This is a genomic window from Methylobacterium sp. P3_A11 (assembly GCF_056403155.1).
The window spans coordinates 1-22391 of sequence record NZ_JBFUGA010000007.1 but is presented as its reverse complement, the minus strand read 5'-3'; the positions used below and the strand labels follow the sequence as shown (position 1 = coordinate 22391).

Sequence of the window (22391 nt, the reverse complement as noted above, 5' to 3'; positions counted from 1 at the left end):
GCCTTCGGGATCGACCAGACCAGCAAAGCCGGGGCCAGAGCCGCCGTCAACGGCCGCGCTTGGAGAGCGAGCGGATCGCGCGCTGCCGCGTCGGGCCATGATCCGCCGCGGCGAGATCGTCCAGGATCGGGCAGTCCGGCCTCTCGTCACCGCAGCAGGCCTCCGCCAGATGCTCCAGCGTCCGGGCCATCCCCTCCATCTCGGCGATGCGGCGGCGCAGATCGGCGATCTGCTCCTGGGCGATCGCCTTGACCCCGGCGCTCGGGCGGGCGCGGTCGCGCCAGAGCGCCAGCAGATCCGCGATGGCATCGACGCTGAACCCGAGGTCGCGGGCGCGGCGGATGAAGCGCAGCGTGTGCAGATCGGCCGCGCCGTAATGGCGGTAGCCGGCCTCGGACCGGGCGGCCGGCGGCAGCAGGCCGGTCGCCTCGTACCAGCGGATCATCTTGGCCGAGACCCCGGTGCGCCGGGCCGCCTCGCCGATCGTCAGGGTCGTCCCGCTCATGCCGGCCTCGCGGTGAGCGCGGACGCCCCCGTGGACGCCGGTCGTCCGCCGGCCCGGCGCAGCCGCAGGGCGTTGCCGAGGACGAACACGCTGGAGAACGCCATGGCGCCCGCAGCCAGGATCGGCGACAGGGCGGGGCCGCCGAACGGCACCAGCACGCCCGCCGCCACCGGGATCAGCGCGACGTTGTACGCGAAGGCCCAGAACAGGTTCTGGTGAATGTTGGCCATCACCGCCCGCGAGAGCGCCAGGGCCTCGACCAGGGATTCCAGCTCCCCCGACATCAGCACCACGTCGGCGCTGTCCATCGCGATGTCGGTGCCGGTGCCGATGGCGAGCCCGACATCGGCCTCGGCCAGGGCCGGCGCGTCGTTGATCCCGTCGCCCACGAAGGCCACCGGCCCGTGCGCGGACCGGAACCGCTGGACGGCCTCGACCTTCCCGCCGGGCAGAACCCCGGCGGCCACCGCATCGATTCCGAGGCTCCGCGCCACGCCCGCGGCGGTGACGGGATCGTCGCCCGTGACCATCGCCACCACGAGACCGCGCGCCTTCAGGGCCGCCACCGCCGCGCCGGCGCCCGGCTTCACGGGATCGGCCACCGCCAGGACCGCGGCGTGCCCGCCGTCGAGGACGAGGTGGATCGGGCTTTGCCCGGCCTCGGCCAGCCCTTCGGCGCGGCTGGCGAGGCCCGGGTCCAGGGCGACGCCGAGACGCTGCAGGTAGCGCGGCGCCCCGAGCGCCACGGCCCGGCCCGCCACCCGGCCCGCGACGCCGAATCCCTCCACCGCCTCGAACCTCTCCGGCTCCGGAACGCGGAGGTTCCGGTCGCGGGCGGCCGCCACCACGGCGCCGGCCAGCGGATGCTCGGAGCGGGTCTCGAGCGCGGCGGCGAGGGCCAGCGCCTCGGCCTCGTCCACGCCCGCGGCCGGGACGATCCCGGTGAGCCGGGGGTGCCCCTCGGTGAGCGTACCGGTCTTGTCGAGCGCCACGACGCGCACGTCGCGCAGACCCTGCAGCGCGGCGCCGTCGCGAAACAGCACGCCGCGCGCCGCCGCGCGCCCGGTGCCGACCATGATGGCGGTGGGCGTTGCCAGCCCCATGGCGCAGGGGCAGGCGATGATCAGCACCGCCACGGCGTTGACCAGGGCCGGCCCCAGCGCGGGGGCCGGCGCCAGGAGGAGCCAGGCCAGGAAGGTGACGGCGGCGATCCCGATCACCGCCGGCACGAACCGCGCGGTGACGCGGTCGACGAGCGCCTGGATAGGCAGCTTCCCGCCCTGGGCGCGTTCCACCATGGCGGCGATCTGCGCGATGACGGTGGCGCCGCCGACGGCCTCGACCTGCAGGTCGAGGCTGCCGCGCCCGTTGAGGGTGCCGCCGACCACCTTGTCGCCCGGCCCCTTGCGGACCGGCACCGGCTCGCCGGTGACCATGCTCTCGTCGACGTGGCTGGTGCCGGAGGCCACGGAGCCATCCGCCGCCACACGCTCGCCCGGACGCACCCGGACGACGTCGCCGATGCGCAGGGCGTCGAGCGGCACCTCGGTCTCTGCGCCGTCGCGCACGACCCGGGCGGTCTTCGGGGCCAGGTCCATCAGCCGGGCGATCGCCTGGCCCGTGCGCCCCTTGGCCCGGGCTTCCAGGGTCCGGCCGAGGAGGATCAGCGTGACGATCAGCACGCTCGCCTCGAAATAGAGATGGGCCGCGCCCGCGGGCAGGAGGCTCGGCGCCAGCGTCGAGACCATCGAGAACAGGTAGGCGGCCCCGGCGCCCAGGGCGACCAGGGCGTTCATGTCGGGGTGGCCGCGCAGCAGGCCCGGCACGCCGCGCAGGAAGAACCGTCGCCCCGGCCAGGCCAGGACCAGGGTGGCGAGGATCGCCTCGACCACCGCCGTGACCGGGCCGCCATGCAGGCCGGGCAGCAGGTGCCCGCCCATGTCGAGGACGACCACGGGCGCCGAGAGGAGGGCCGCAACGGTCAGGTCGCGGCGCAGGATCCGGCCCTCGTCCGCCTGCCGGGCCGAGGGGTCGGCCGGATGGCCCGCATCGACCGGGCGGGCCTCGTACCCCGCCGCCTCCACGGCCGCGATCAGGTCGTCCATCGACACCACGCCCTCGGGGTGCCGGATCGCGGCCCGTCCCGCGGCGAGGTTGACGCTGGCGGCCGTCACGCCCGGCACCGCGCAGAGCGCCCGCTCGACGCGGCCGACGCAGCTCGCACAGGACATTCCCTCGACGGCGAGCAGGCTCTGCGTCTCGGGAACCGGATAGCCGGCCTCCGCCAGGGCCGCCGCGACGTCACCCGGGGTCGTGCCCGCGTCGAGGACGAGGGTGGCGCGGTTGGTGGCGAGGTTCACCGCGACGTCCCGCGTCCCGGGCAGCGCCGTCAGGGCGCGCTCCACGCGGCCGACGCAGGAGGCGCAGGACATCCCCGAGATGGGGACTGTCAGGGTGACGGATTTCGACATGGCGGCGATCCCGTTCGAAGCATCCATGCCCCATCAGATGGGGCTTCCCATCATGGGAAGGTCAAGGGCCGTCTGCGGGCCGTTACAGGACCGGTCGGTCGGGGGCGCCCGTTGTCGAATCGTCCAGACCCGGCCAAGCTCCGTCACCGGAGCGAGGAGGACGCGGATGACCGAGCCCCTGACGATCTACGGCGATCCGGGCTCCGGCAACTGCCTCAAGGTGAAGTGGGTCGCGGCCCACCTGGGCATCCCGGCGGTCTGGCGTGACGTCGATGTTCCGGGCGGCGGGACGCGCACGCCGGACTTCCTGGCCCTGAACCCGGCCGGGCGCGTGCCGATCATCGTCCTTCCCGAGGGCGCCGTCCTGTCGGAATCGAACGCGATCATCCTGCACTTGGCGGAGGGGTCCGCCCTGATCCCGCAAGCCCCCCTCCCCCGCGCCCGCATGCTGCAATGGATGTTCTGGGAGCAGTACAGCCACGAGCCCTACATCGCGGTCCGCCGCTACCAGCTCCACTACCTCAGGCGGTCGCCGGAGGATCTCGATCCGAAGCTCGCCGAGCGCGGTGCGGATGCCTTGCGGCTGATGGAGGCGACCCTCGAGCGCTCCGCCTTCATGGCCGGCGATGCCCTCACACTCGCCGACGTGGCCCTCGTCGCCTACACCCGCATGGCCCATGAGGGTGGCTTCGACCTCGCGGGCTACCCGGCCATCCGCACCTGGGTCGGACACGTCGAGAACGGGCTCGGAATCGGGACCTATGCCGGGCCGGCCTGATCGGACGCGGGCTGCGGCGGCGCGGCGGCGCCGTATTCCGGCAGGCTGACCCGGACCGTCGTCCCCGTCCCCTCCGCGCTCTCGATGGCGAGACGCCCGCGGTGGCGGTTGAGGCTGTGCTTGACGATCGCGAGCCCCAGACCGGTGCCGCCGCGGGCGCGGCTCGACGCGACGTCGACCCGGTAGAAGCGCTCGGTCAGGCGCGGAATGTGCTCGGGCGGTATGCCCGGCCCGTCATCGGCCACCGACAGGACGATCCGGCGCCCGAGCCGCGGATCGTCCTCGCGGGCGAGCCCGACGCTGATCCGGCCGCCGCCGTATTTCACGGCGTTCTCGATCAGGTTCTCGATCACCCGGGCGAGTTCGTCGGCATCGCCGGGCACGGGGTAGGGTCCGGCGCCGTCCTCGAACCGGATCGTGGCGCCCCGCGCCTCGGCGGGGGGACCCTGGGCGTCGACCATCTGGCGGACGAGGGCACCGAGATCGACCACCGCGGTGGGTGCCACGTGCTCGCGCAGCTCGATCCGCGACAGCGACAACAGGTCGTCGATCAGGCGCGTCATGCGCAGGGCCTGGACCCGCATGATTTCGAGGAAGCGCTCCCGGGCCTGGGCGTCGTCGCGCGCAGGACCCTGGAGTGTCTCGATGAAACCGATCAGGGTGGCCAGCGGCGTGCGCAGCTCGTGGCTCGCATTGGCGACGAAATCGACCCGCATCGCCTCAAGGCGCCGGGCCGAGGTGAGGTCGCGCAGGAACAGCAGGGCGCTGACGCCGGACCCGTCCGGCATCGGCAGGGCGCCGATCTGGACCTCGAAGATGCGCTCCAGCGGCACCCGGGTCGAGAGCGCGACGCGGCGCGGCAGGCCGGAACTCAGCACCGCCTCGATGCCGTCGAGGACCTCCGGGTCGCGCAGCGCGAAGGACAGGGGCCGGCCCTGGTGCAGGGCCGGCAGGAGGGCACGGGCAGCAGGGTTGGCCTCCACCACCAGGGTGCGCCGGTCCACCAGGATGACCGGGTCCGGCACATGGGCGAGCAGCGCCTCGGCGACCGCGTGGCGCTGCGTGGTGGCGGCCGGACGCGGCACCGGCGCCTCGCGGCCGCGGCCGCCGAGCCAGCCGCCCAGGCAGATCGATCCAAGCCCGATCAGGATCAGAGGGAGATCGAGACGTCCGGCCAGGGCGGTGGCGAGACCGAACAGACCCGCCGCGATCGCGGCACCGGTCCAGGCGGGGTAGCTGCGCAGGCGGCCCGACATGGCAGGTGCGGCCGTCCGCTCAGTGGGTCTCGGACTCGTCGTGCCACGCCCGGCCGGACGGGCCGGCCGTCCCCTCCGGCGGCCCGGGATCGCGCGTCCCGGCCGCGCGCTTGACGATCTCGTACAGGCCGAGCGTCGCCAGGGCGGTCACGAAGGGCACGACGTAGTAGCAGCCCCGGAACAGCAGCAGCGAGGTCAGAACCTCGTTTCGCGGCAGGCTCGACAGGGCGAGGAGCACGGTGGCCTCGAACACGCCGATGCCGCCGGGGGCGTTCGACGCGATGCCCAGCATGGCGGCGAGCACGTAAATCGCCAGGAAGGTGGTGAAGCCGAGCGTCATCTCCTGCGGCAGCAGGACGTAGAGGACCGCCGCTGCCGCGCAGACGTCGCCGATCCCGACGATCATCTGCCCGATCGAGACCGAGGCTCCGGGCAGTTCCAGGCGCCAGTGCTTGACGGTGATGCTGCGCTTCTTCGCCGAGACCCAGGCGAGATAGCCGAGCACGAGGGCCAGCGCCGCCAGCCCGACACCCTGATTGATCCGGATCGACGTGAAGGCGAGCCCGGCGAGCTGGCCCGCCTCGATGATCAGGCTCAAGCCCAGCACCACGCCCATACCGAGCCAGAAGGTGAAGCCGGCGATGACGGTGAGCGCAGCGATCTTGGCGGTGGACAGGCCCTGCCGGGCGTAGATCCAGTACCGGATGGTTCCGGCGGTCAGCAGCGGGAAGCCCAACGTGAAGCTCACCGCGTAGCTGGTGAAGGAGGCCAGCGCGGTGATCCGGTAGGGTACCTTGATCCTGAGCTGGCGCAGGGCCAGCGCGTCGTAGCCGGTGAGGAAGAGGTAGCTGATGCCGACGAACAGGAAGGCGAGGCCGAGCTGCTCGGTCGTGGCCGCCGCGATCGCGGTCCGCACCTCCGCCCAGCTCACGCTCTGGACGAGCTTCCACAGCACGCCGAGGGAGACCGCGAACAGCACGATGCTGGCGGCCGTGCCGATCCAGGCATAGCGGTTGCGCCGGCTCTTCCGCTTCGCGGTCGCGGCGGCATCGTGCTCAACCGGCTCGGCCTGCTCGGCCGCGCTCCGGTGCTGTCCCTGAAAATTCATGCCGATCGGCGTCCGCCCTTCCGGCTGCGCGGCCCGGCCGAAGGCCGTCAGCCCGTGCCGGAATCTCCCGGACCGCGGCCCGTTGCCCCGCATGTAGGCCGAACCGGGGCGCAAGGCCAGGGAAGGCAGGCCCGTGACGGGCGATCTATCCTCAGCCGGAGGTTCGATCGAGGATTGCGGCCGCCTCCGCGAGGCCGTGCCGGATCCGCTCGGGCACCTCCGGCGCGGTGCAGACATAGGTCGGGCTCGGGTGCGGCACCTGGATCACCGGCAGGTCGGGGCGGAGCGCCGCGACGGCAGGCGCCGCTTCCCCGGCGAAGCGGCCGGCCAGCACCGCCACGGCGAGGCGCGGCAGCAGGTCGAGGAGCGGGGCCAGATAGCGTGCGGCCGCCGCGACCTCCGCCCGGCGGGGCGCCCGGTTGCGGGCGCCCTCGGCGTGGATGAGCCAGGGGACCGCGTTCCAGATCAGTGTGTCGGCCCGGCTCAGCCCGGCCTCGGCGAGGAAGCGGAACAGGTTGGCGGCCGTGCCGTTCGCGCTGTCGCGGGTGACGAAGCCGGTGCGCAGCACCGCCGGGCCGGGAGTCTCGAGGAGGAGGAGCATCCGCGCTCCGACGCCGCCGTCCAGGGGGTCGGGCGCCGGGACCGGGGCGCCACACTCGGCGGATATGCGCGCCGCGAGGGCTCGGATCGGCGCGATGTGGCAGCTGCCGATCAGGGCGCGACGGGCCGCGAGGGCCTCGGGATCGGCCAGCGCCTTCGGCGCCTGCGGTTCAGCCGGCATCCAGGCTGGAAACTGCGAAGCCGAGGGAGCCCAACAGCCGGAAGCGCTCGATGCCCTCCTCCCGAGCGAGCCGCGCGTCGAGGCCGGCCATGCCGCCGAACTGGAAGCCGATCTGGCTGGCATAGGCCGCGCAGGCGGCACGCTTGAGGGCCTGCGCCTCCTGATCAAGGCGCATCGCCGGCTCGGCGAGCCCCGCGAACAGCGCCGCGAGAGGCTCCTTCGGGGCGGCGTCCCGCACCGTGTAGGGGAAGTCGCGCCACCACAGGATCGGCGGCGGCGGATCGAGGCTGCGGAGCGCCCGGACCGCCTGGACGTGGTCGACATGCCCGCCGATCGCCTGTGGGGCGAGGATCAGGTCGGGGTCCTCGGCGCCGATCAGGGCCGCCAGCGCCGGGGCGAGATCGGCGGCGATGGCATCGTCGGGTCGGGTTTCGGAAAAGAGTTCCGACGCCGCGCCGTAGCCCCGGTGCGGGGCCTCCCGGAACGGCAGGTGGACGGGGTGCGTGAGGCCGAGCGCGGCGGCGGCGCGGACATCCTCGTCCCGGCGCAGGGCCATGTAGTCGACTTCGGGCGCCAAGCCCTTGTCCAGCTGGCAGGCGAGCGCGAAGCCCGTCGGATCGGCGACGCTGCCGGTGAACAGGGTCGCCATCACCACGCGCCAGCCATCCGAGGCGAGGCTCGCCATGAGGCCGCCGCACGAGAAGGCGGCGTCGTCGAGATGGGGCGATAGGGCAAGCGCGGTGGGCACGTTTCGCGTCACTCGACCTCAGAGGAGATGCGGCTCGGCGCGGAACCGGCAGCTGGGATCGTAAGGCAGATCGCTCGGGAATTCGGTGGCCGGAGACTCGTCGCGCACGCGGGCGTAGACGTCCATGATCTGCCGCCCGACCGCATGCCAGGAATAGACCCGGCGGCACTCCTCCAGGCCGGTCGTGGCGATGCGGCGGCGCAGGTCTTCGTCCGTAATGATCCGGGTCAGCGCGGCCGCCAGCGCCGGGGTGTCGCCCGGATCGACCAGAAGCCCGTTCTCGCCGTTGCGCAGGCAGTCGGAGACGCCGACCGCGTGGCAAGAGACCGTGGCGAGCCCGGCCGCCAGCGCCTCTAGGATCGTGTTGGAGAAGCCCTCCGCATAGGTCGGCGAGACGAACACGTCGGCGCGGCGGTAGAGGTCGGGCACGGAGCCGTATTCGGCATAGCCCGTGAAGGCGACGTCGCGCTCCGAGAAGGCCAGCTCAGCGGCGAGCGCCCGGGCCGGGTCCACGTCCGGCCCGATCCCCGAGATCGTGGCCGCGAAGGGCGTGCCCTGCCGGCGCAGGATCGCGAGGGCGTCGATGAAGTCGAGCACGCCTTTCCGGCGGTCGACCCGGCCGTGGTAGAACAGGCGCACCGGCCCGGCATGGGGCGCGGGCAGCCCGTCGGGCGTCCCCTGTGCGAACCGGTCGGTGTCGACCGCGCCGGGCACGATGGTGAAGCGGGCGGGGTCCGATCCCAGCCGCCCGCAGACCTCGTCCACGAAGGAGGCGCCGCCGATCAGCAGCGCGTTGGCGTGGGCCAGAACCTCGCACATGGCGACCCGGTGGGTCTCGCAGCACGATCCGACCCAGTGGCCGTCGCCACCCTGGATCGAGACGACGCTCGGCACCCCGAGCTTGCGGGCGGCGAGCAGGACCGCCCAGCCAGTCGGGTAGCCGTACTGGGCGTGCAGGATATCGAAGGGTTTCCGGGCGTGCTCTCGGGCGATCGCGTCCACCATCGTGGCGATGTCGCGCTCGAAATCGCCCGATGTCTGCTCGCCGAGCTGTTCCAGGCCGATCACCCGCACCCCCGGCACCGGCGGGGGCGGCCCGCCGCCGTAGACCCGGGTACCGAAGGCGTCGCCGCGGTACTGCGAGATCATCGTGACGTCGTGGCCGGCGCCGACCAGCTCGCGCAGCAGGTTCTGCGCGTAGACGCTCATGCCCGATATCGCCGGGAAGTAGCGGCGGCTGAGGAAGAGGATTCTCATCGTTGCACCATCGGACACGGTCCGTTGATGACGGCGCGCGACCGGCTCCCTCTCCCGTGCGGGAGAGGGTTGGGGTGAGGGACGAGAGGTCTCAGGACAGAGCGCTCCATCGAAGCGGCGACAGGCCGAGCCATTGTCTGGGCGTTCTCGTCCCTCACCCTGTCCCTCTCCCGCATGGGCGAGGGGACCCGCGCCCGGTCTTGAAGCCGGATGTTCGGAGTGGATGGCGGAGTCGGCATGGCCGCCGGGAGCCGAGACCGGCGCCATGCCGGGACGATGGCGTGCGTACCATCAGCTAAGAGGGCCTTGCTCACTGCCATTGCCGCCGCGTCTCCTGCTCGCCGGCCATCACGGGACCGGAGCGCCGGCAGCCGCGCAGATAATCGAGGGCCTGCGGTATCATCACGTCGGCCCGGTGGCTCTCGCGGGACAACTCGACGCAGATCAGCTTGCCGAAGCTGATCTCCTCGAGCGCCTCCAGCACCCCCGGCACGTCCATGTCGCCCTCGCCGAACGGCAGGTGGATGTGGCTCCCGCGCTTCATGTCCTCGATCGCCACGGTGCCGATCCGGTCGGAGAATTCCCGCACGGCGGCTTCCGGCTCCCGCTCGCCCGTGACGAGACAATGGCCGGTGTCGAGGGCGAGCTTCAGCCCCGGCACGTCGAGGGACGCGTAATCGTCGAGCGTCTCGATCAGCATGCCGGGTTCCGGCTCCAGGCACGGCACGACCCCGGACTCGGCGGCGAAGGCCGAGACCGCGTGCAGTCCCTCGGCCAGCCAGCGCCGGGCCTCGCCGGGATCGACGCCGGGCTTCGGCACGCCGGCCCAGAACGAGACCGCCTCGGCGGACAGCATGGCGCCGATCTCGATCGCCCGCTTGAGGAAGCCGACCCGCCGGGCACGACCCGCGGCGTCGGCGGTCACCAGGGTCGGCTCGTGCTTGGCGCTGGGATCGAGGAGGAAGCGCGCGCCCGTCTCGATGACGCAGGTCAGCTCCAGCTTCTCCAGCAGGCTCGCCACGCGGCCGGCCTCGGCCGCCCAGGTCTCGGAGAAGGGGTCGAGGTGGTGGATGTCGAGGGTCAGCGCGACGCCGTCATAGCCGGCGGCCTTGATCAGGTGGATCGCGTCGTCGAGGCGGTGGTTGGCCGCGCCGTTGGTATTGTAGGCGAACCGGAGCGTCATGCCGTTCTCCCCTTCCGCTGGGCGAGGCGGAACGGCGCGTGGTGCGATTCCGGCTCGCGGTAGAGGGGATAGTGCCGGCCGACGATCCGCTCGGCCAGCGCCACGTCGAACAGCGGCTGGCCGCCGAACCGGTCCAGGGCTTCCGGCGTGAGCCGCACGGGGCGTAAGGCGTCGCTCTCGGTGCCGAAGCGGATCAGCGGGTGGTCGCGGTCGAGGAGCTTGCGCGTGTTGCGCTCGCCGATCCGGTAATAGCTCATGGTCTCGACCTCGAGCCCCGGCACGATCGCCTTCACCACGCCGACACCGCCGCCAGGCGGCGTGCAGTCGACGTAGAGCACGTCGAACCCGGCCTCCGTGAGCCGGTCGCAGGCGATCCTGCCCCGGGCATGACCGTCGGCGGCCGGGGTCGAGGGCAGGTCCGCGAAGCGCTTGGTGCTGCGCTCGGAATAGACGGTGTCGGCCAGCACGCCACGCAGGTCGGCGGCGGGCATCTCGATCCATTCGAGCATCGCCTGGAGCGCGCGGCTCTCCTCGAGGTCGAGGCTCGGGAGCGCCTTCTGGATGAAGGCGTCGATATAGCCCGGCGGCGTCACCGTGGCGGCCATCTCGAGGGGTCCGTGGCCGAAGGTCTTGCGCACCCGCGCGGCCTGGAATTCCAGCAGGGCCTTGCGCAAGGCCCGTTCCCGGTCCGGGTCGCAGGCCTCGCCGCAGGCCGAAAGGGCGATCGGCGCCGGTGTGCGGGCCGGGTCGGCGTCGTAGCCGACGACGTAGAGGTTGGTCAGGCCGAACTGGTCCGTGGCGAATTTCGGCAGCGCGCGGATGCCCAGATCCTTCAGCCGGGCCAACATCGCGGCGTTCTCCGGCCCGATGCCGTCGAGATCGAGCATCACGCCCTGGTCCAACGCCCGGAACAACAGGCCGTTACCGTCCCGCTGGAGCAGTTCGAGGACGCCGTGGCCCAGCGCGAAGGGCACGTCGGGCCCGGCGCCGAGGCCGTTGGTGATGAGGTTGGTGAAGGGCCGGTAGCCCTCCGACAGCTCGAAATAGTCGGTCGCGGCGACGTCGAGGGGCATGAGCACCACCTCGCCGTTGGCGTGCCGCACGGCGGGCGTCCATTCGAGCACCGTGTCGCGGCCGACCGGGGATCCGGCCGGCAGGCAGAGGGTGAGCGGGTCGGCCACCGCGTTCTGGCCATAGACGCGGACGAGATCGGTGTAGCGCGCCCGCTCCTTGGCACGGGGCAGGACCGCCAGCGACGGCATCAGGTTCTCGGCGATCTCCGCCACGGCGCCGATCAGCGCCTCGTCGTCGGTGGCGCCGTAGCCGATGCCCGACGGCATCGCGCCCACGAAGAACGGGTCGTCGAGGAACAGGGCCACGAACCAGACCGGGATGCCGGTGCGGTCCAGCGGCGCCAGGGGGAAGCCGACGACGCGCCCCTCCGGCAGGACGTCGAGATAGGCCTTGACCGGGTCGGGCAGGATCGCGGGCAGGCCCTCGATCGGCCGCCTGGCGCCGAAGCGGTAGGGGCGCGGCGCCTTGATCCGCTCGTGGCGGGCGCGGTCGTCCTGATCGTGGAAGGCGTCTGCGTTGCTCAAGGTTCGGTCCCGTCCCTCTCGTGTCCGCCTGTTCCGCCGCCGTGTCCCACCCGCCCCTCATCCTGAGGTGCCGCAGCGTAGCGGAGGCCTCGAAGGAGGGCTCCAGCTGGCCGCGCGATCCCTGGAGCCTTCCCTCGAGGCCCGCTGGCGCGAGCACCTCAGGAAGAGGGGGTGGATGGACTACGCCGGATCCGAGTTTGGCGATCGATCGTCCTGTCGTGTCGCTATTCCTGCCCGTAGGCACGGGCGACGAGCCGCATGGTGTGAAGGTCGCGCGCGGCCGACCACGCCGCCCGCTCCTCGGGCCGGCGCAGGGCCGAGCCGAAGGCGCGCACCTGCTCGGTGAAGGGCGAGCTGTCGACATCGAAGGCGAGCGGTTCCGGGCGGCCGCTCGCCCCGTCGATGAAGACGAGCGACCCGCCGGCCGTCTGGCCCATCGTGTTCTCGGCTACCAGCAGGCCCTTCGTGCCGACAACCTCGAGACGGCGACGGGGCAGCGCATCGGGGCAATTGTAGGCGACGTGCAGGCTCGCCAGAGCGCCCGCTTCGGTCCGCCCGATCAGAAGGGCGCCGTCGTCGACGGCGTAATCCTGAGCGCGGCTCTGGGTCAGGGCTGCGAGATCCGCGATCGGCTCGCCGAGCAGGAAGTCCACGAGGTCGAGCCCGTGCGGCGCGAGATCCATGAGCGCACCGCCGCCGGCCTGGGCGGCGTCGATCCGCCAATTCGGCTGTCCGGCCTCCGACCAGTCGCGCCCGAGCCAGCAGGCGTACACGATCCGCACCGCCGTCACGGTGCCGACCCGTCCGGCCTCGACCTGGGCGCGGATCGCCCGATGCGCCGGGTGGTGCCGCTGATCGAAGGCCGTCCCGTAGAAGACCTTTTGCGACGCGACGGCGTGCGCGATGGCCTCGGCGTCACTCAGCGTCGCCGCCATGGGCTTCTCGCACAGGATCGCCTTGCCGGCGGCGGCCAGCGCCTCGACGGCGCCGCGGTGGAGGTGGTTGGGCGTCGCCACGTAGACCGCCTCGACCGCGGGCTCGGCGATGAGACCGGCGAGGTCGGCATGGCCGCGGGCGCCTGCCCGCTCGGCCGCGGCGCGGCACTCGGGATTGGGATCGCAGACCGCGACCAGCCGATGCCCGGCGGCGCGGATGCCGGGCTCCATGTAATCGCGGGCGACCCAACCGTAGCCGACGATGCCCCAGCCGACCGCGTCCATCACCACCGCTCCGGCAGATCGACGAATTCGCGCACGCGGACGCGCTGCGTCTCCGGGCTGTCGAGTCTGCCGTCGAAGGTCAGGTGCTCGGGGCCGGGCGAGTGGAGCGGGTAGGTGGCGCGGGGGGCGTACTCCGCCTCGTAGCGCTCCGAGGGCCAGTGGATGACGTAACCGCCCTGGTCGGTGTCCTGACCACCGCCATCCAAGTGGGACGCGGGTCCCCTCTCCCGTCCGGGAGAGGGATAGGGTGAGGGATTTGCGCTTTCCGAGGACGGCGCGACGGCAGTGCGCGTCGATGGCGCACTCTGTGCCGAAACGTCGTAACCCTCGCCCCGACCCTCTCCCGCACGGAAAAGGGAGCCCGTCGCGTCCGCCATCACGGGCACATAGAGCGGGTTGAGCCGCAGCACGGTGCCGGGCTTCGGCAGGGTCAGGCCGTCGATCAGGGCGCGCGGCGCCGGGCGCATCCCGGGGCCGCACACCACCGAGAACGCCTCGCAGGTTCGCAGGGCGGCGGGATCCTGCGGGCCCGGCGCCCGCGCCTCGACCAGCGCCCGGGTCAGCTCCGCGTCGTCGTAGACGAGGGCATCGGGGAAGAACTCGGCGATCTCCTCCGCGGTCACGGCCCTGCCGGCCGAGAAGCCCGGGCAGTCGCGGTTGTGGATGTGGCTGAGCGCCAGCCAACCGTCGTCGCCGGCGTTCTGACGGAGGTTCTCCAGCAGCGCCGCCTTGTCGTCGAGGAAGTAGAAGGCGTCGTTGCAGACGACCAGGTCGACCGGCGCCCCGGGGATCGGCCAGTGGGGCGAGCCGGCATCGAAGCAGACGAGCTGCGCCTTCTCGGCGACGACCCAATGGCGCGCCACCCAGAGCTTGGCGAAGACAACGTCGGCCCCGGAGACCTTGCAGCCGCGCCGCTGCAGCTCCCGCAGGTAGTGGCCGATGCCGCAGGCGAACTCGAAGACGCAGACCGGCTCGTTCCAGTGCGCCTCCAGCAACGAAAGGCCGGCCAGGAAGGTCGGATCGCTCCAGCGGTGCAGGAAGTAGTCGCCGACGCGGCCCCAGCCGAGGCGTTCGACCGCGTCGCGGAGCGTCGCTGTGCGGCGCTCCTTGATGAGCTGGATGATCCCGGCCGGGTCGGCGGGCGGGCCGTTCCACCAATCATCCTGATCGACCAGCAGGGCAGCGAGCGCCTCGTCGGGCTCGCCCGCGTCGAGATGGGCCAGGACCCGCTCGATCAACGCCTCGCGGTTGATCCGTAGATACGGAATGCCGTCGATCACGGGCCAGCGTGCGCCGGTCTCCGCGTCGCGCAAAGCGTGCGGGCCGTCGGCCTTCAGCGGGTTGCCGGTATCCGGCGAGTGGAGTTCGAACGGGATCATGGTTCTCGGGGCCGTCCCGGCAGATGGGCGACCGGGTCCGGCGATCAAGGGATGCGCATGTCGGCGAGGACACGATCGTGGAAGCCCTTGACCGGGCCGGCATGGACCAGCTCCCACTCGTCGAGCACCATCCCCATCGTGGTCGAGGCCCCGCGGAGGTGCTGGGCGATCTGGAGAACCCGGTCGATGCAATCCGCCGCGTGGAAGGCGCGGCCCTCCGCGGTGGCGTCGTCGGGCAGGACCGCGCGGGCGCGCTCGACCTGGCTGCGCAGGGGCTCGGCGAGTTCGGCGAGCGCCCAGCCCGTGGTCGTGGCCATGACCGGCCCGAGATGGTCGCCGAGCAGCATCTCGCCGGTGAACCCGGCATCCGGCATCGCGGCATTGTGGAAGTGGTGGGCCATCGCAGCCAGGAACACGGTGCCGGGGTCCGCCCGGTAGAACGGGCTGAGGCAGACGCCGTAGGCCGCGACGATCAGGCAGTGCTCGGCGTGGTTCTCGGGCGGCTCCAGCAGGATGCGGGCGCGGCCGGGACAGGTGACGCCGGCCCGCGGCTGCTGCGCCAGGGCGGCGACGAAGCCCGGCAGGGGACCAGGCTGGCCCGCCGGACGCGGCGCGAGGCGTGCACGCAGGCGCGTCCGCAGGTCCGCATCGAGGTCGGCGGTGACGGCATCGAAGCCCGCGACCAGCACTTMGGAAGCCGCCGCCTCCGAGAGCCCGGCGGCCGTGAGGAAGGCGGCGTCGAGATCGCAGAGCCGCGTCGCCGCGAGAGTCGTGGCGGTGATGTCGAGGGCCACGTCGTCGGGCGGGCTCCCGCCGGTGAGGAGCCCCCACCCCTGTGCGAACAGGCGTTCGGCGATCGATCCCTGKCGGCCCGCGGAGCGGACGCGCTTGAGGTCGTTCATCTCGACCAGGAGGTCGCGCAGGGCCTCCGGCGCTGCCGCGCCGGGGGAAGACGGCAGGGTTTCGTTGGGCATCGTCTCGTTCCGAAAAGCCGTCTCCCCTGTGGCGATGCGGCCTAGTGCACGCCCAGCCAGTCGCGGAGCATCTGCTCCTGCTTGCCGAAGGCGTGCTCCGGCCCGTGGCCGTTCTTGACCATCGGAGCCTTGAAGAAGGTCGAGAGCTGCTCCTGGACCCCGCCGTCACCGCGCGTGTGGGCGAGGTCGAGCACGCGGGCGATCTCGATGACCAGCGGGGCGGCCAGGATCGAGTCCTTGCAGAGGAAGTTCACCTTCACCTGCATGCGCTGGCCCATGAAGCCGGTGACGTCGATGTTGTCCCAGGCTTCCTTGTCGTCGCCGCGCGGCCGGTAATAGTGGATGTGCACGAGGTGGTCCTCGACCGGGTAGCCGAGGATCGAGTCGAGCACCGTGCCCTTGGTGTTGAGCTTCGACTGAAGCGAGTTCGGGTCGTTCAAGGCGAGGCCGTCGCGGTTGCCGAGGATGTTGGTCGAGAACCAGCCGTCGACGTGCAGCGCGCGGGCCTTGAAGGCGGGGGCCAGCACGGTCTTCATCATGGTCTGGCCGGTCTTGCCGTCCTTGCCGGCCACCGGCACGTTCAGCTCCTTGGCGAGGTCGAGGAGCGCCGGGACGTCGGCGGCCACGCTCGGGGTGAAGTTGGCGTAGGGAATGCCGCTCTTGATCGCCGCGTAGGCGTAGAGCATCGCCGGGGAGATCGCCTCGTCGCTGGAATCCAGGCCCTTCTCGAAGGCCGCGGTGGAGTTCAGGGTCGGGTCGCTCAGGTCGGGCCAGCGCTCCGTGGAGGCGAGGTTCACCACCACGACGTCGTCGAGGTTGCTCTCCTTCTGGAAGCGCCGCAGGTCGTTGGCGATGACCGAGACCGCCTCGCGGTGGTCCTTGGCGACGATGCGGTTCTGACCGTCGATGTTCTTGCAGAACTTGGCGCTGCCGACCGCCGGCCAGGGGGTGATCCCCTTCAGGGCGTTGGCGCCGTCCTCGATGTCGTCCTTCGAGAGGACGCCATGGCCGCTGGCCGCGGAGGCGAGGTCGTCGCCGTTGAGGTCCCATCCGCCGAAGACGAGATCCTTGTAGTCGGCCATCCCCGCCACGGAGAGGCCGGCGAGCGGCAGTCCGTCGAGTCTGTTCGAACCGGATTTGATCATCTCGATGCCGGCGATGGCGGTGGTGGCGACAGCGCCGCCCATGCCAACGAATGCGACACCGACGCGGCGACCGGACTGCATGCTCATCGGAAACTGATGTCCTTGTGCGGACGCGGGTGGCGTCTCGGACGGAAAGTACGACCCCCCCGGGGCCGTACCTAACTGGCTCGGACGGGCCGCGTTCCAACCCGAATGCGACAACATTGCGCCTCCGTCGCGCCCGGCGCGGACGGCTCGCCGGGTTAACGCGCCGCTAACGGGCAGGGTTAACCCTTCGTTGACCGTGCCACGCTTGGATCACGGGGCCGTCCCATTCTGGTCACGGCCGGCGTCGATAGGGCGGCCGCTTCGAGAAACCCGGCCGACAGAGCCGGGCCGATGCAAGGACCGATCTAGAAGAGGACCAATGATGGGGGTTTTCCCGGAGCCGGCGCATCGCGCCGACGACGTGAACCGACTCGTGCCGCAAATCCTGAACGGCGCGGGCCATTTCGAGGATGAAGCCGTGGCGTGGCTGCCGCGGGCTGGACGCAAGACAGAGCGCCGGTCACTTCGCCGCACCGGCCTTGGCCGGCTCACCGGGACGCTGGCGCTCGGCCTCGTCGCCGGGTTCGGCCTGCCGCAGGCAGCCTTCGCGCCGGCCGCCCAGGCTCACGACCGGATCGACACCAGCCCGCGTGCCGCCCAGTCGCTGGCTCAACGGGCGTCGGAGCCCACGGTTCCCGCCGAGGGGCCGGCTTCGTCGGCCGCGGAGGCCTGGAAGGGCCTGCCCGTGCCGGAGCAGGAGCCTGCCACCACGGCCCTGATTCAGGAAGACCTCGCGGCCCTGCCGCGGGTGAAGCAGGACCAGGGTCAGGATGCGGTGCAGTTCGGCGAGCGGAGCGTCCCGCGAAAGGTGGTCGACACCATCGTCAAGGCCTCCGACGAGGCCGGGGTCGACCCCGTCTACATGATGGCGCTGGCCGACAAGGAATCGAGCTTCGACACGGACGCGAAGGCCGCGACCTCCTCGGCGGCGGGCCTGTTCCAGTTCGTCGCCCGCACGTGGCTGGAGATGATCCGCGACTACGGCGCCCGCTACGGGCTCGCCGAGGAGGCCGCCGCCGTGAAGGGCCGGGGCTCCGCCATCACGGTCACGGGCAGCATGCGCGCCCGGATCCTCGGGCTGCGCAACGATCCCCGCGTCGCCGCCCTCATGGCGGCCGAGCTGATCAAGCGCGACCGCGAGCGGATCGAGGCCCGGGTCGGGCGCGCGCTCACGACGACCGAGCTGTATCTCGCCCATTTCCTCGGCACCGCGAGCGCCGGACGCTTCCTGTCGCTCTCCTCCGAGAAGCCGGACGAGGTCGCCGGACGCGAGTTCCGGAGCGCGGCCCGGGCCAATCGCAGCCTGTTCACCGAGAAGGCGGGCGGCAAGCGCCGCAGCCTCACGGTCGCGGAACTGCACGGTCGGCTCGACGACATGATCGACCGGCGCCTGACCCGCTACCAGGGTGTCGCGGCGGTGGCCGAAGCGCTCGACAAGGCAGGGGCCGCGACCGACGTGGCGTCCGACGAGTCCGGCCGGAACGCCGGCACCCGCCGCGTCGAGGTGACGGAGGCCCTGCCGCCGGACGGGGTGTGATGATCCTGTCGGGCCGCGGGCCTTCCGGACCGGGCCGCGTCGTCCGGCGGGACCCGAGGGCCGCGCGATGCGCGGCTCTCCCGTCCCCTTAATGCCCCCCTGCCGGTGCGCCGCCCCCGAGCTTGACGCTCTTCAGGCTCAGGGCCAGGGGCACCGCGCAGGCGGCGACGAGGCCCATCACCCAGAACACGTCGATATAGGCCCAGTAGGCCACCTGGGTGCTGAGGATGTTGCCGAGCCACGCGGTCGCCTGGCTCTGGGCCTCGACGCCGGCATAGCCGTGTTCGGAGAAGTACTGCGTCGCCTGCCGCATGGTCTCCTGATAGGCCGGTGACGTGGGGTTGACGCTCTCGACCAGCCGGCTCTGGTGGAACTGGCTCCGGTAGGCCAGCATGTTCTGGGCGAGGGAGACGCCCATCGACCCGCCGACGTTGCGGGCGACGTTGATCAGCGCCGAGGCCTGATCCGTCTGATCCTTGCGGAGCCCCTCGTACGAGGCGGACGTGATCGACAGGAACACCATCGGCAGGCCGAGGCCGATATAGACCCGCGACCACGCGAAGAACGAGAACGTGGTCGAGCCGTCGATCCGCGTCAGGTCGTACATCCCGAGGGCGACGATGGTCATGCCGGCGGCGATCAGCCATTTCGGCTGCAGGTAGGCGGAGACGCGTCCGGTCAGGAACATCATCACCACGGTGACGATGCCGCCCGGACCGAGCACGAGGCCCGACAGGGTGGCGGTGTAGCCGTAATATTCCTGCGTGATCTGCGGGATGAACTGCGTCGTCGCGATCAGGATCGCGCCGGTGAACATCATCACCAAGAAGCAGGAGCCGAACTGGCGGTTGCCGATGAGGCTGAGGTCGACGGCCGGGTTCTTCTTGTTCAGGAGCCACGGAATCATGGCGGCGAACGAGACCACCATCAGCACGCCGGATACGTTCATCAGCGTCGAAGTGCCGAACCAGTCCTTCCGCTGCCCCTCGTCGAGGATCACCTCCAACGAGCCGAGGAACAGGGCGACCAGCACGAAGCCGACGATGTCGAAACGGATGCCCTTGCGGACCAGGGCGCGCCGCTCCTTCTTGGCCGCCGCGCTGTCCTCGATCAGCCAGTACATCAGCCCCAGGGCGATGACGCCCACCGGCCCGTTGATCAGGAAACACCAGTGCCAGGAGGCGTTGTCGGAGAGCCAGCCGCCGAGCGTCGGGCCGATCACCGGCGCCACCACGATGGCGACCCCGTAGAGCGCGAAGGCCTGGCCGCGCTTCGCGGGCGGGAAGGAATCGGCCAGGATCGACTGCGCAAGCGGCGCCATGCCGCCGCCGCCGAGCCCCTGCAGCACCCGGAACAGCAGCAGGGATTCCAGGCTCCAGGCGAAGCCGCACAGGATCGACGAGACGGTGAACAGCGCCACCGACCACATGAAGAACGCCTTGCGTCCGTAGCGCTTGGCCAGGAAGCTCGAGGCCGTCAGCGTGATCGCGTTGGCCACGAGGTAGCTCGTCACCACCCAGGCCGCCTCGTCGGGGCCGACCGCGAGGCCGCCCGAGATGTAGCGAAGCGCCACGTTGGCGATGGTGGTGTCCAGCACCTCCATGAAGGTCGCCAGCGCCACCACGCCGGCGATCAGCCACGGATTGTGGCCGCCCGGCGCCTTGGCCGACGCCTTGCTTGACGCCTTGCCCGACGCCGTGGCGGACCCTTTGCCCGACCCCTGGCCCGAAGCTCCGGCCGTCTGCGCCCGACCCGCGTTCGCGCTGCGGCCGGACGCGGCCGCGCTCCCCTGACCGGCCACAATGCTCACCGCACCGTGACGGTCGGGACGATCGACATGCCCGGGCCGATCGACACGTCCGTCGGCCAATCCCTGACGACGATCTTGACCGGGATGCGCTGGGTCACCTTCACGTAGTTGCCGGTGGCATTCTGGGCCGGGAGCAGGCTGAAGGCGGTGCCGGAGCCCGGCTGGACGGAGGCCACCGTCCCGTGGATCTTGCGGCCCGGATAGGCGTCGATCTCGAGATCGACCGGCTGGTCCGGGCGCATGTCGGCGATCTGGGTCTCCTTGAAGTTCGCCGTCACCCAGATGTCGTCGGGCACGAACATCGCCAGGCTCTGGCCGGCCTGCGCGAGCTGGCCGACACCGCCGGTGAGCCGGACGACGCGGCCGGCCTGCACGGCGCGGACCGTCGTGTAGCCGAGGTTCAGCTCGGCCTGCTCGACCTGCGCCTTGTCGCGGGCGAGCTGCGCCTGGGTCGAGGCCTTCTGGGCCTGGAGGGCGCCGATCTGCTTCTGCGCGGCGACCACGCTGGCATTGGCGCTCTGCACGGAGGCCTGCCGCTGCTGCAGCGTCGAGGTCGCGGATTGCGACTGCTGGATCGAGCCGGAGCCGCGCTCGGCGAGGTCCTTGTAGCGGGCCGCATCCTCCTGGGCGAACTTCAACGCCGCCTCGGCGGTGGCGACCTGCGCCTTGGACACGTCGATATTGGCGTCCTGCGCCTGGATCTGCGCGTCGAGGTTCTTGATGCCGGCCTCGTCGGCCTCGACCTGCGCCTGCGCCTGATCGAGGGCGATCTGGTAGTCGCGCCGGTAGATCTGGAACAGGATCTGGCCGGCCGCGACATGCTGGTTGTCGGTGACCGGCACGTCGACGAGGTAGCCACCGACCTTCGGCTGGATCGCGATACTGCGCGCATCGACGAAGGCGTCGTCCGTGCTCTCGTAGGGGTGCATGTACAGCAGCCAGTAGAAGAACACGCCCACGCAGAGCGCGACGACGGCGAGGCCGCCGAGCAGGAACGCGAACGGGTGGCGGCGCAGGATGTTGGGACGTCCCTCATCGTCGTCCGCGTCGTCCGGCTCCACGCCGTCGTCCGCCTCCGGCGCGTCGGGCTCCTCAACGGCTCCGTCGTTCGTGCCGGGTTTGCGCGCCGACGCGTCGTCCGCGGCGGGCGGATCGAAGGTCGCTCCGGCCGATCCGACATCGAGGACATCGCGATCGGGCGCGCCGCTCCGGCCGCCGGCCGAACGCGCGCGTGCCGCGTCCTCGAAGGACTGCCGCTGATCGTCAAACATGGGAAGTCGCCGCCCGATGGGCCGGCCACCTGTCGGTGACCGGGCTTGTCGCATCGCCCGCCTCAGGCAGCACAAGCCAGTCGCCGGTCCAAGGTTCCATGCGTGGCGCCCCCGGGTCAGGAACGCATGCCGCACTGCGGCGTTCTGCGCACGGAACCTTTGCCGTTCTCGGCTCGAAGACCCAGGAGTCCGCCATGACCAGCAGCCCATCCCCGAGGCCGCACATACCCGGCACCGGTTCCACGACCTCGCCCACCGGCATCCCGCTCGTCGGTGTCGCCCGCCTCGATGCCATGAGCGCCGCGCTCGCGCGGAACTGGTGGCTCGTGGCCCTGCGCGGGGTCGTCGCGATCCTGTTCGGCGCCATCGCGTTCATCGCGCCCGGGGCGTTCGTGCTCTCCCTGGTGCTGTTCTTCGCCGCCTACATGTTCGCCGACGGCGTCATCGCCATCGTGGGCGCGGTCCGGGCCGCGCAGCGGCACGAGCGCTGGGGCTTCATGCTGATCGAAGGCCTCGTCGATATCATCGTGGGCGTCGCCGCGGTTCTCGTGCCGGCGGCGGCGGTCTGGGCCTTCGTGCTCCTGCTCGCCGTATGGGCGCTGGTGACCGGCGGCCTGATGATCGCGGCGGCTTTCCGCCTGCACCTCCATTACGGGCGGTGGTGGCTGGTCCTCGGCGGCCTCGTCTCGATCCTGTTCGGGGTCGCCCTGATCCTCGAGCCGGGCATGTCGGCCCTGGTGCTGACGTGGTGGATCGGATCCTACACCTTCGCCTTCGGCGTGCTGCTCCTGATCCTGGCCTTCAAGCTGCGCAGCCGGCACGGGCCGGCCGCGGGACCGACCCCGCCGCTCGGCCGCTGAAGCGGACCGGACGCCGGCTCGAACTCCGTGGCCCGATCCACACGGTCGCGGCGCGATCGGCCTGCCGGTCCGTCTGCGTCGTCACAAGTGGGGGACACGGGATCGGATGCGGCTTAGAAGACGCCCTCGACCGGAAGGGCCGGTCCCGGAACCCGCAACGCGATGACGCCCGACGCGCCGGAACGCGCCCCGGCCGACGAGCCGAACTCGACGAGGCCGGTGCCTGCCACCGAGAGCCCCGACCCGCGCCTCGCCGCCCGGGAGGCAGGGCGCGCGGCCCGCGACCTGCTGCGTCACCTCTGGGCATTGATCGCCGCCGCCGGGCTCGGCGTCGCGCGCCTTGGCCGGAGCGTCTCCGCAGGCGCGGCCGAGCGTCTGGCCCGAGTGCGCGCGACCCGTCCGGCCGCACCGGTCGATCCGAGC

18 protein-coding genes and 1 pseudogene are annotated in these 22391 nt (G+C 71.6%); 4 read left to right on the top strand and 15 right to left on the bottom strand.

Annotated features, from left to right (window positions below; all coding sequences use genetic code 11):
• Window positions 1-46: 46 nt before the first annotated feature.
• Window positions 47-505, bottom strand: a complete 459-nt coding sequence (gene cueR / locus AC1DXK_RS03800) for a Cu(I)-responsive transcriptional regulator (protein WP_457104099.1) — start codon at window positions 503-505, stop codon at window positions 47-49.
• Window positions 502-2976 carry a heavy metal translocating P-type ATPase gene (locus AC1DXK_RS03795; RefSeq protein ID WP_457104237.1) on the bottom strand — a complete coding sequence of 825 codons (2475 nt, stop codon included), beginning with the start codon at window positions 2974-2976 and terminating at the stop codon, window positions 502-504. The genes cueR and AC1DXK_RS03795 overlap by 4 nt, the downstream gene beginning before the upstream one ends.
• Before the next feature lie 166 nt (window positions 2977-3142).
• Here AC1DXK_RS03795 and AC1DXK_RS03790 point away from each other — a divergent pair, with 166 nt between their 5' ends.
• Window positions 3143-3754, top strand: a complete 612-nt coding sequence (locus tag AC1DXK_RS03790; RefSeq protein WP_457104100.1) for a glutathione S-transferase family protein — start codon at window positions 3143-3145, stop codon at window positions 3752-3754.
• Here the strand turns inward: AC1DXK_RS03790 and AC1DXK_RS03785 are convergent.
• The 11 genes from AC1DXK_RS03785 to AC1DXK_RS03735 form a co-directional block, all read right to left on the bottom strand.
• Window positions 3736-5010 (bottom strand): ATP-binding protein, encoded by a 1275-nt coding sequence (locus tag AC1DXK_RS03785; RefSeq protein WP_457104101.1) that lies wholly within the window; start codon window positions 5008-5010, stop codon window positions 3736-3738. The two genes, AC1DXK_RS03790 and AC1DXK_RS03785, sit on opposite strands and share 19 nt — an antisense overlap.
• A 19-nt stretch (window positions 5011-5029) precedes the next feature.
• A complete protein-coding gene (locus AC1DXK_RS03780) occupies window positions 5030-6118 on the bottom strand; it encodes a lysylphosphatidylglycerol synthase domain-containing protein (protein ID WP_457104102.1) in 1089 nt (362 codons plus the stop codon).
• A gap of 151 nt (window positions 6119-6269) precedes the next feature.
• Window positions 6270-6899 (bottom strand): uracil-DNA glycosylase, encoded by a 630-nt coding sequence (locus tag AC1DXK_RS03775; RefSeq protein ID WP_477296942.1) that lies wholly within the window; start codon window positions 6897-6899, stop codon window positions 6270-6272.
• Complete coding sequence (locus AC1DXK_RS03770; RefSeq protein WP_457104104.1) at window positions 6889-7647, bottom strand: PIG-L deacetylase family protein; 759 nt, start codon at window positions 7645-7647, stop codon at window positions 6889-6891. The genes AC1DXK_RS03775 and AC1DXK_RS03770 overlap by 11 nt, the downstream gene beginning before the upstream one ends.
• 18 nt (window positions 7648-7665) lie before the next feature.
• Window positions 7666-8904, bottom strand: a complete 1239-nt coding sequence (locus AC1DXK_RS03765; protein ID WP_457104105.1) for a glycosyltransferase family 4 protein — start codon at window positions 8902-8904, stop codon at window positions 7666-7668.
• 310 nt (window positions 8905-9214) lie between these two features.
• Entirely contained in the window at window positions 9215-10087 is an 873-nt protein-coding gene (locus tag AC1DXK_RS03760) for a sugar phosphate isomerase/epimerase family protein (protein WP_457104106.1), read from the bottom strand.
• Window positions 10084-11685, bottom strand: a complete 1602-nt coding sequence (locus tag AC1DXK_RS03755) for a YcaO-like family protein (protein ID WP_457104107.1) — start codon at window positions 11683-11685, stop codon at window positions 10084-10086. Before AC1DXK_RS03755 ends, AC1DXK_RS03760 begins: the two co-directional genes overlap by 4 nt.
• 224 nt (window positions 11686-11909) lie before the next feature.
• A complete protein-coding gene (locus AC1DXK_RS03750) occupies window positions 11910-12905 on the bottom strand; it encodes a Gfo/Idh/MocA family protein (protein WP_457104108.1) in 996 nt (331 codons plus the stop codon).
• The gene (locus AC1DXK_RS03745) at window positions 12905-14284 is read right to left on the bottom strand and encodes a class I SAM-dependent methyltransferase (protein ID WP_457104109.1); all 1380 of its coding nucleotides are present in this window, start codon (window positions 14282-14284) and stop codon (window positions 12905-12907) included. Before AC1DXK_RS03745 ends, AC1DXK_RS03750 begins: the two co-directional genes overlap by 1 nt.
• Window positions 14285-14328: 44 nt before the next feature.
• Window positions 14329-15258: an HD domain-containing protein gene (locus tag AC1DXK_RS03740; protein WP_477296938.1), complete on the bottom strand. Its 930-nt coding sequence runs from the start codon at window positions 15256-15258 to the stop codon at window positions 14329-14331.
• A 41-nt stretch (window positions 15259-15299) separates the two neighbouring features.
• Window positions 15300-16490 (bottom strand): inositol-3-phosphate synthase, encoded by a 1191-nt coding sequence (locus AC1DXK_RS03735; RefSeq protein WP_457104111.1) that lies wholly within the window; start codon window positions 16488-16490, stop codon window positions 15300-15302.
• A 322-nt stretch (window positions 16491-16812) separates the two neighbouring features.
• On the opposite strand from AC1DXK_RS03735, the gene AC1DXK_RS03730 reads away from it, so the two are divergent.
• The gene (locus tag AC1DXK_RS03730; RefSeq protein WP_457104238.1) at window positions 16813-18027 is read left to right on the top strand and encodes a transglycosylase SLT domain-containing protein; all 1215 of its coding nucleotides are present in this window, start codon (window positions 16813-16815) and stop codon (window positions 18025-18027) included.
• Window positions 18028-18115: 88 nt separating this feature from the next.
• Here the strand turns inward: AC1DXK_RS03730 and AC1DXK_RS03725 are convergent, their stop codons facing one another.
• Entirely contained in the window at window positions 18116-19837 is a 1722-nt protein-coding gene (locus tag AC1DXK_RS03725; RefSeq protein ID WP_457104112.1) for a DHA2 family efflux MFS transporter permease subunit, read from the bottom strand.
• Complete coding sequence (locus AC1DXK_RS03720) at window positions 19834-21108, bottom strand: HlyD family secretion protein (RefSeq protein WP_457104113.1); 1275 nt, start codon at window positions 21106-21108, stop codon at window positions 19834-19836. Before AC1DXK_RS03720 ends, AC1DXK_RS03725 begins: the two co-directional genes overlap by 4 nt.
• A gap of 194 nt (window positions 21109-21302) precedes the next feature.
• On the opposite strand from AC1DXK_RS03720, the gene AC1DXK_RS03715 reads away from it, so the two are divergent.
• Both AC1DXK_RS03715 and AC1DXK_RS03710 read left to right on the top strand, forming a co-directional pair.
• Window positions 21303-21968, top strand: coding sequence for an HdeD family acid-resistance protein (locus AC1DXK_RS03715; protein ID WP_477296935.1), 666 nt, complete (start codon window positions 21303-21305; stop codon window positions 21966-21968).
• 162 nt (window positions 21969-22130) lie between these two features.
• A pseudogene (locus AC1DXK_RS03710) lies at window positions 22131-22391 on the top strand (PBP1A family penicillin-binding protein); the annotation flags it as partial.

Coding starts and splice junctions, on each gene's coding strand:
- cueR (WP_457104099.1), bottom strand. CDS start 505: ATGAGCGGGACGACCCTGACGATCGGCGAGGCGGCCCGGCGCACCGGG.
- AC1DXK_RS03795 (WP_457104237.1), bottom strand. CDS start 2,976: ATGTCGAAATCCGTCACCCTGACAGTCCCCATCTCGGGGATGTCCTGC.
- AC1DXK_RS03790 (WP_457104100.1), top strand. CDS start 3,143: ATGACCGAGCCCCTGACGATCTACGGCGATCCGGGCTCCGGCAACTGC.
- AC1DXK_RS03785 (WP_457104101.1), bottom strand. CDS start 5,010: ATGTCGGGCCGCCTGCGCAGCTACCCCGCCTGGACCGGTGCCGCGATC.
- AC1DXK_RS03780 (WP_457104102.1), bottom strand. CDS start 6,118: ATGAATTTTCAGGGACAGCACCGGAGCGCGGCCGAGCAGGCCGAGCCG.
- AC1DXK_RS03775 (WP_477296942.1), bottom strand. CDS start 6,899: ATGCCGGCTGAACCGCAGGCGCCGAAGGCGCTGGCCGATCCCGAGGCC.
- AC1DXK_RS03765 (WP_457104105.1), bottom strand. CDS start 8,904: ATGAGAATCCTCTTCCTCAGCCGCCGCTACTTCCCGGCGATATCGGGC.
- AC1DXK_RS03760 (WP_457104106.1), bottom strand. CDS start 10,087: ATGACGCTCCGGTTCGCCTACAATACCAACGGCGCGGCCAACCACCGC.
- AC1DXK_RS03750 (WP_457104108.1), bottom strand. CDS start 12,905: ATGGACGCGGTCGGCTGGGGCATCGTCGGCTACGGTTGGGTCGCCCGC.
- AC1DXK_RS03745 (WP_457104109.1), bottom strand. CDS start 14,284: ATGATCCCGTTCGAACTCCACTCGCCGGATACCGGCAACCCGCTGAAG.
- AC1DXK_RS03735 (WP_457104111.1), bottom strand. CDS start 16,490: ATGAGCATGCAGTCCGGTCGCCGCGTCGGTGTCGCATTCGTTGGCATG.
- AC1DXK_RS03730 (WP_457104238.1), top strand. CDS start 16,813: ATGGGGGTTTTCCCGGAGCCGGCGCATCGCGCCGACGACGTGAACCGA.
- AC1DXK_RS03720 (WP_457104113.1), bottom strand. CDS start 21,108: ATGTTTGACGATCAGCGGCAGTCCTTCGAGGACGCGGCACGCGCGCGT.
- AC1DXK_RS03715 (WP_477296935.1), top strand. CDS start 21,303: ATGACCAGCAGCCCATCCCCGAGGCCGCACATACCCGGCACCGGTTCC.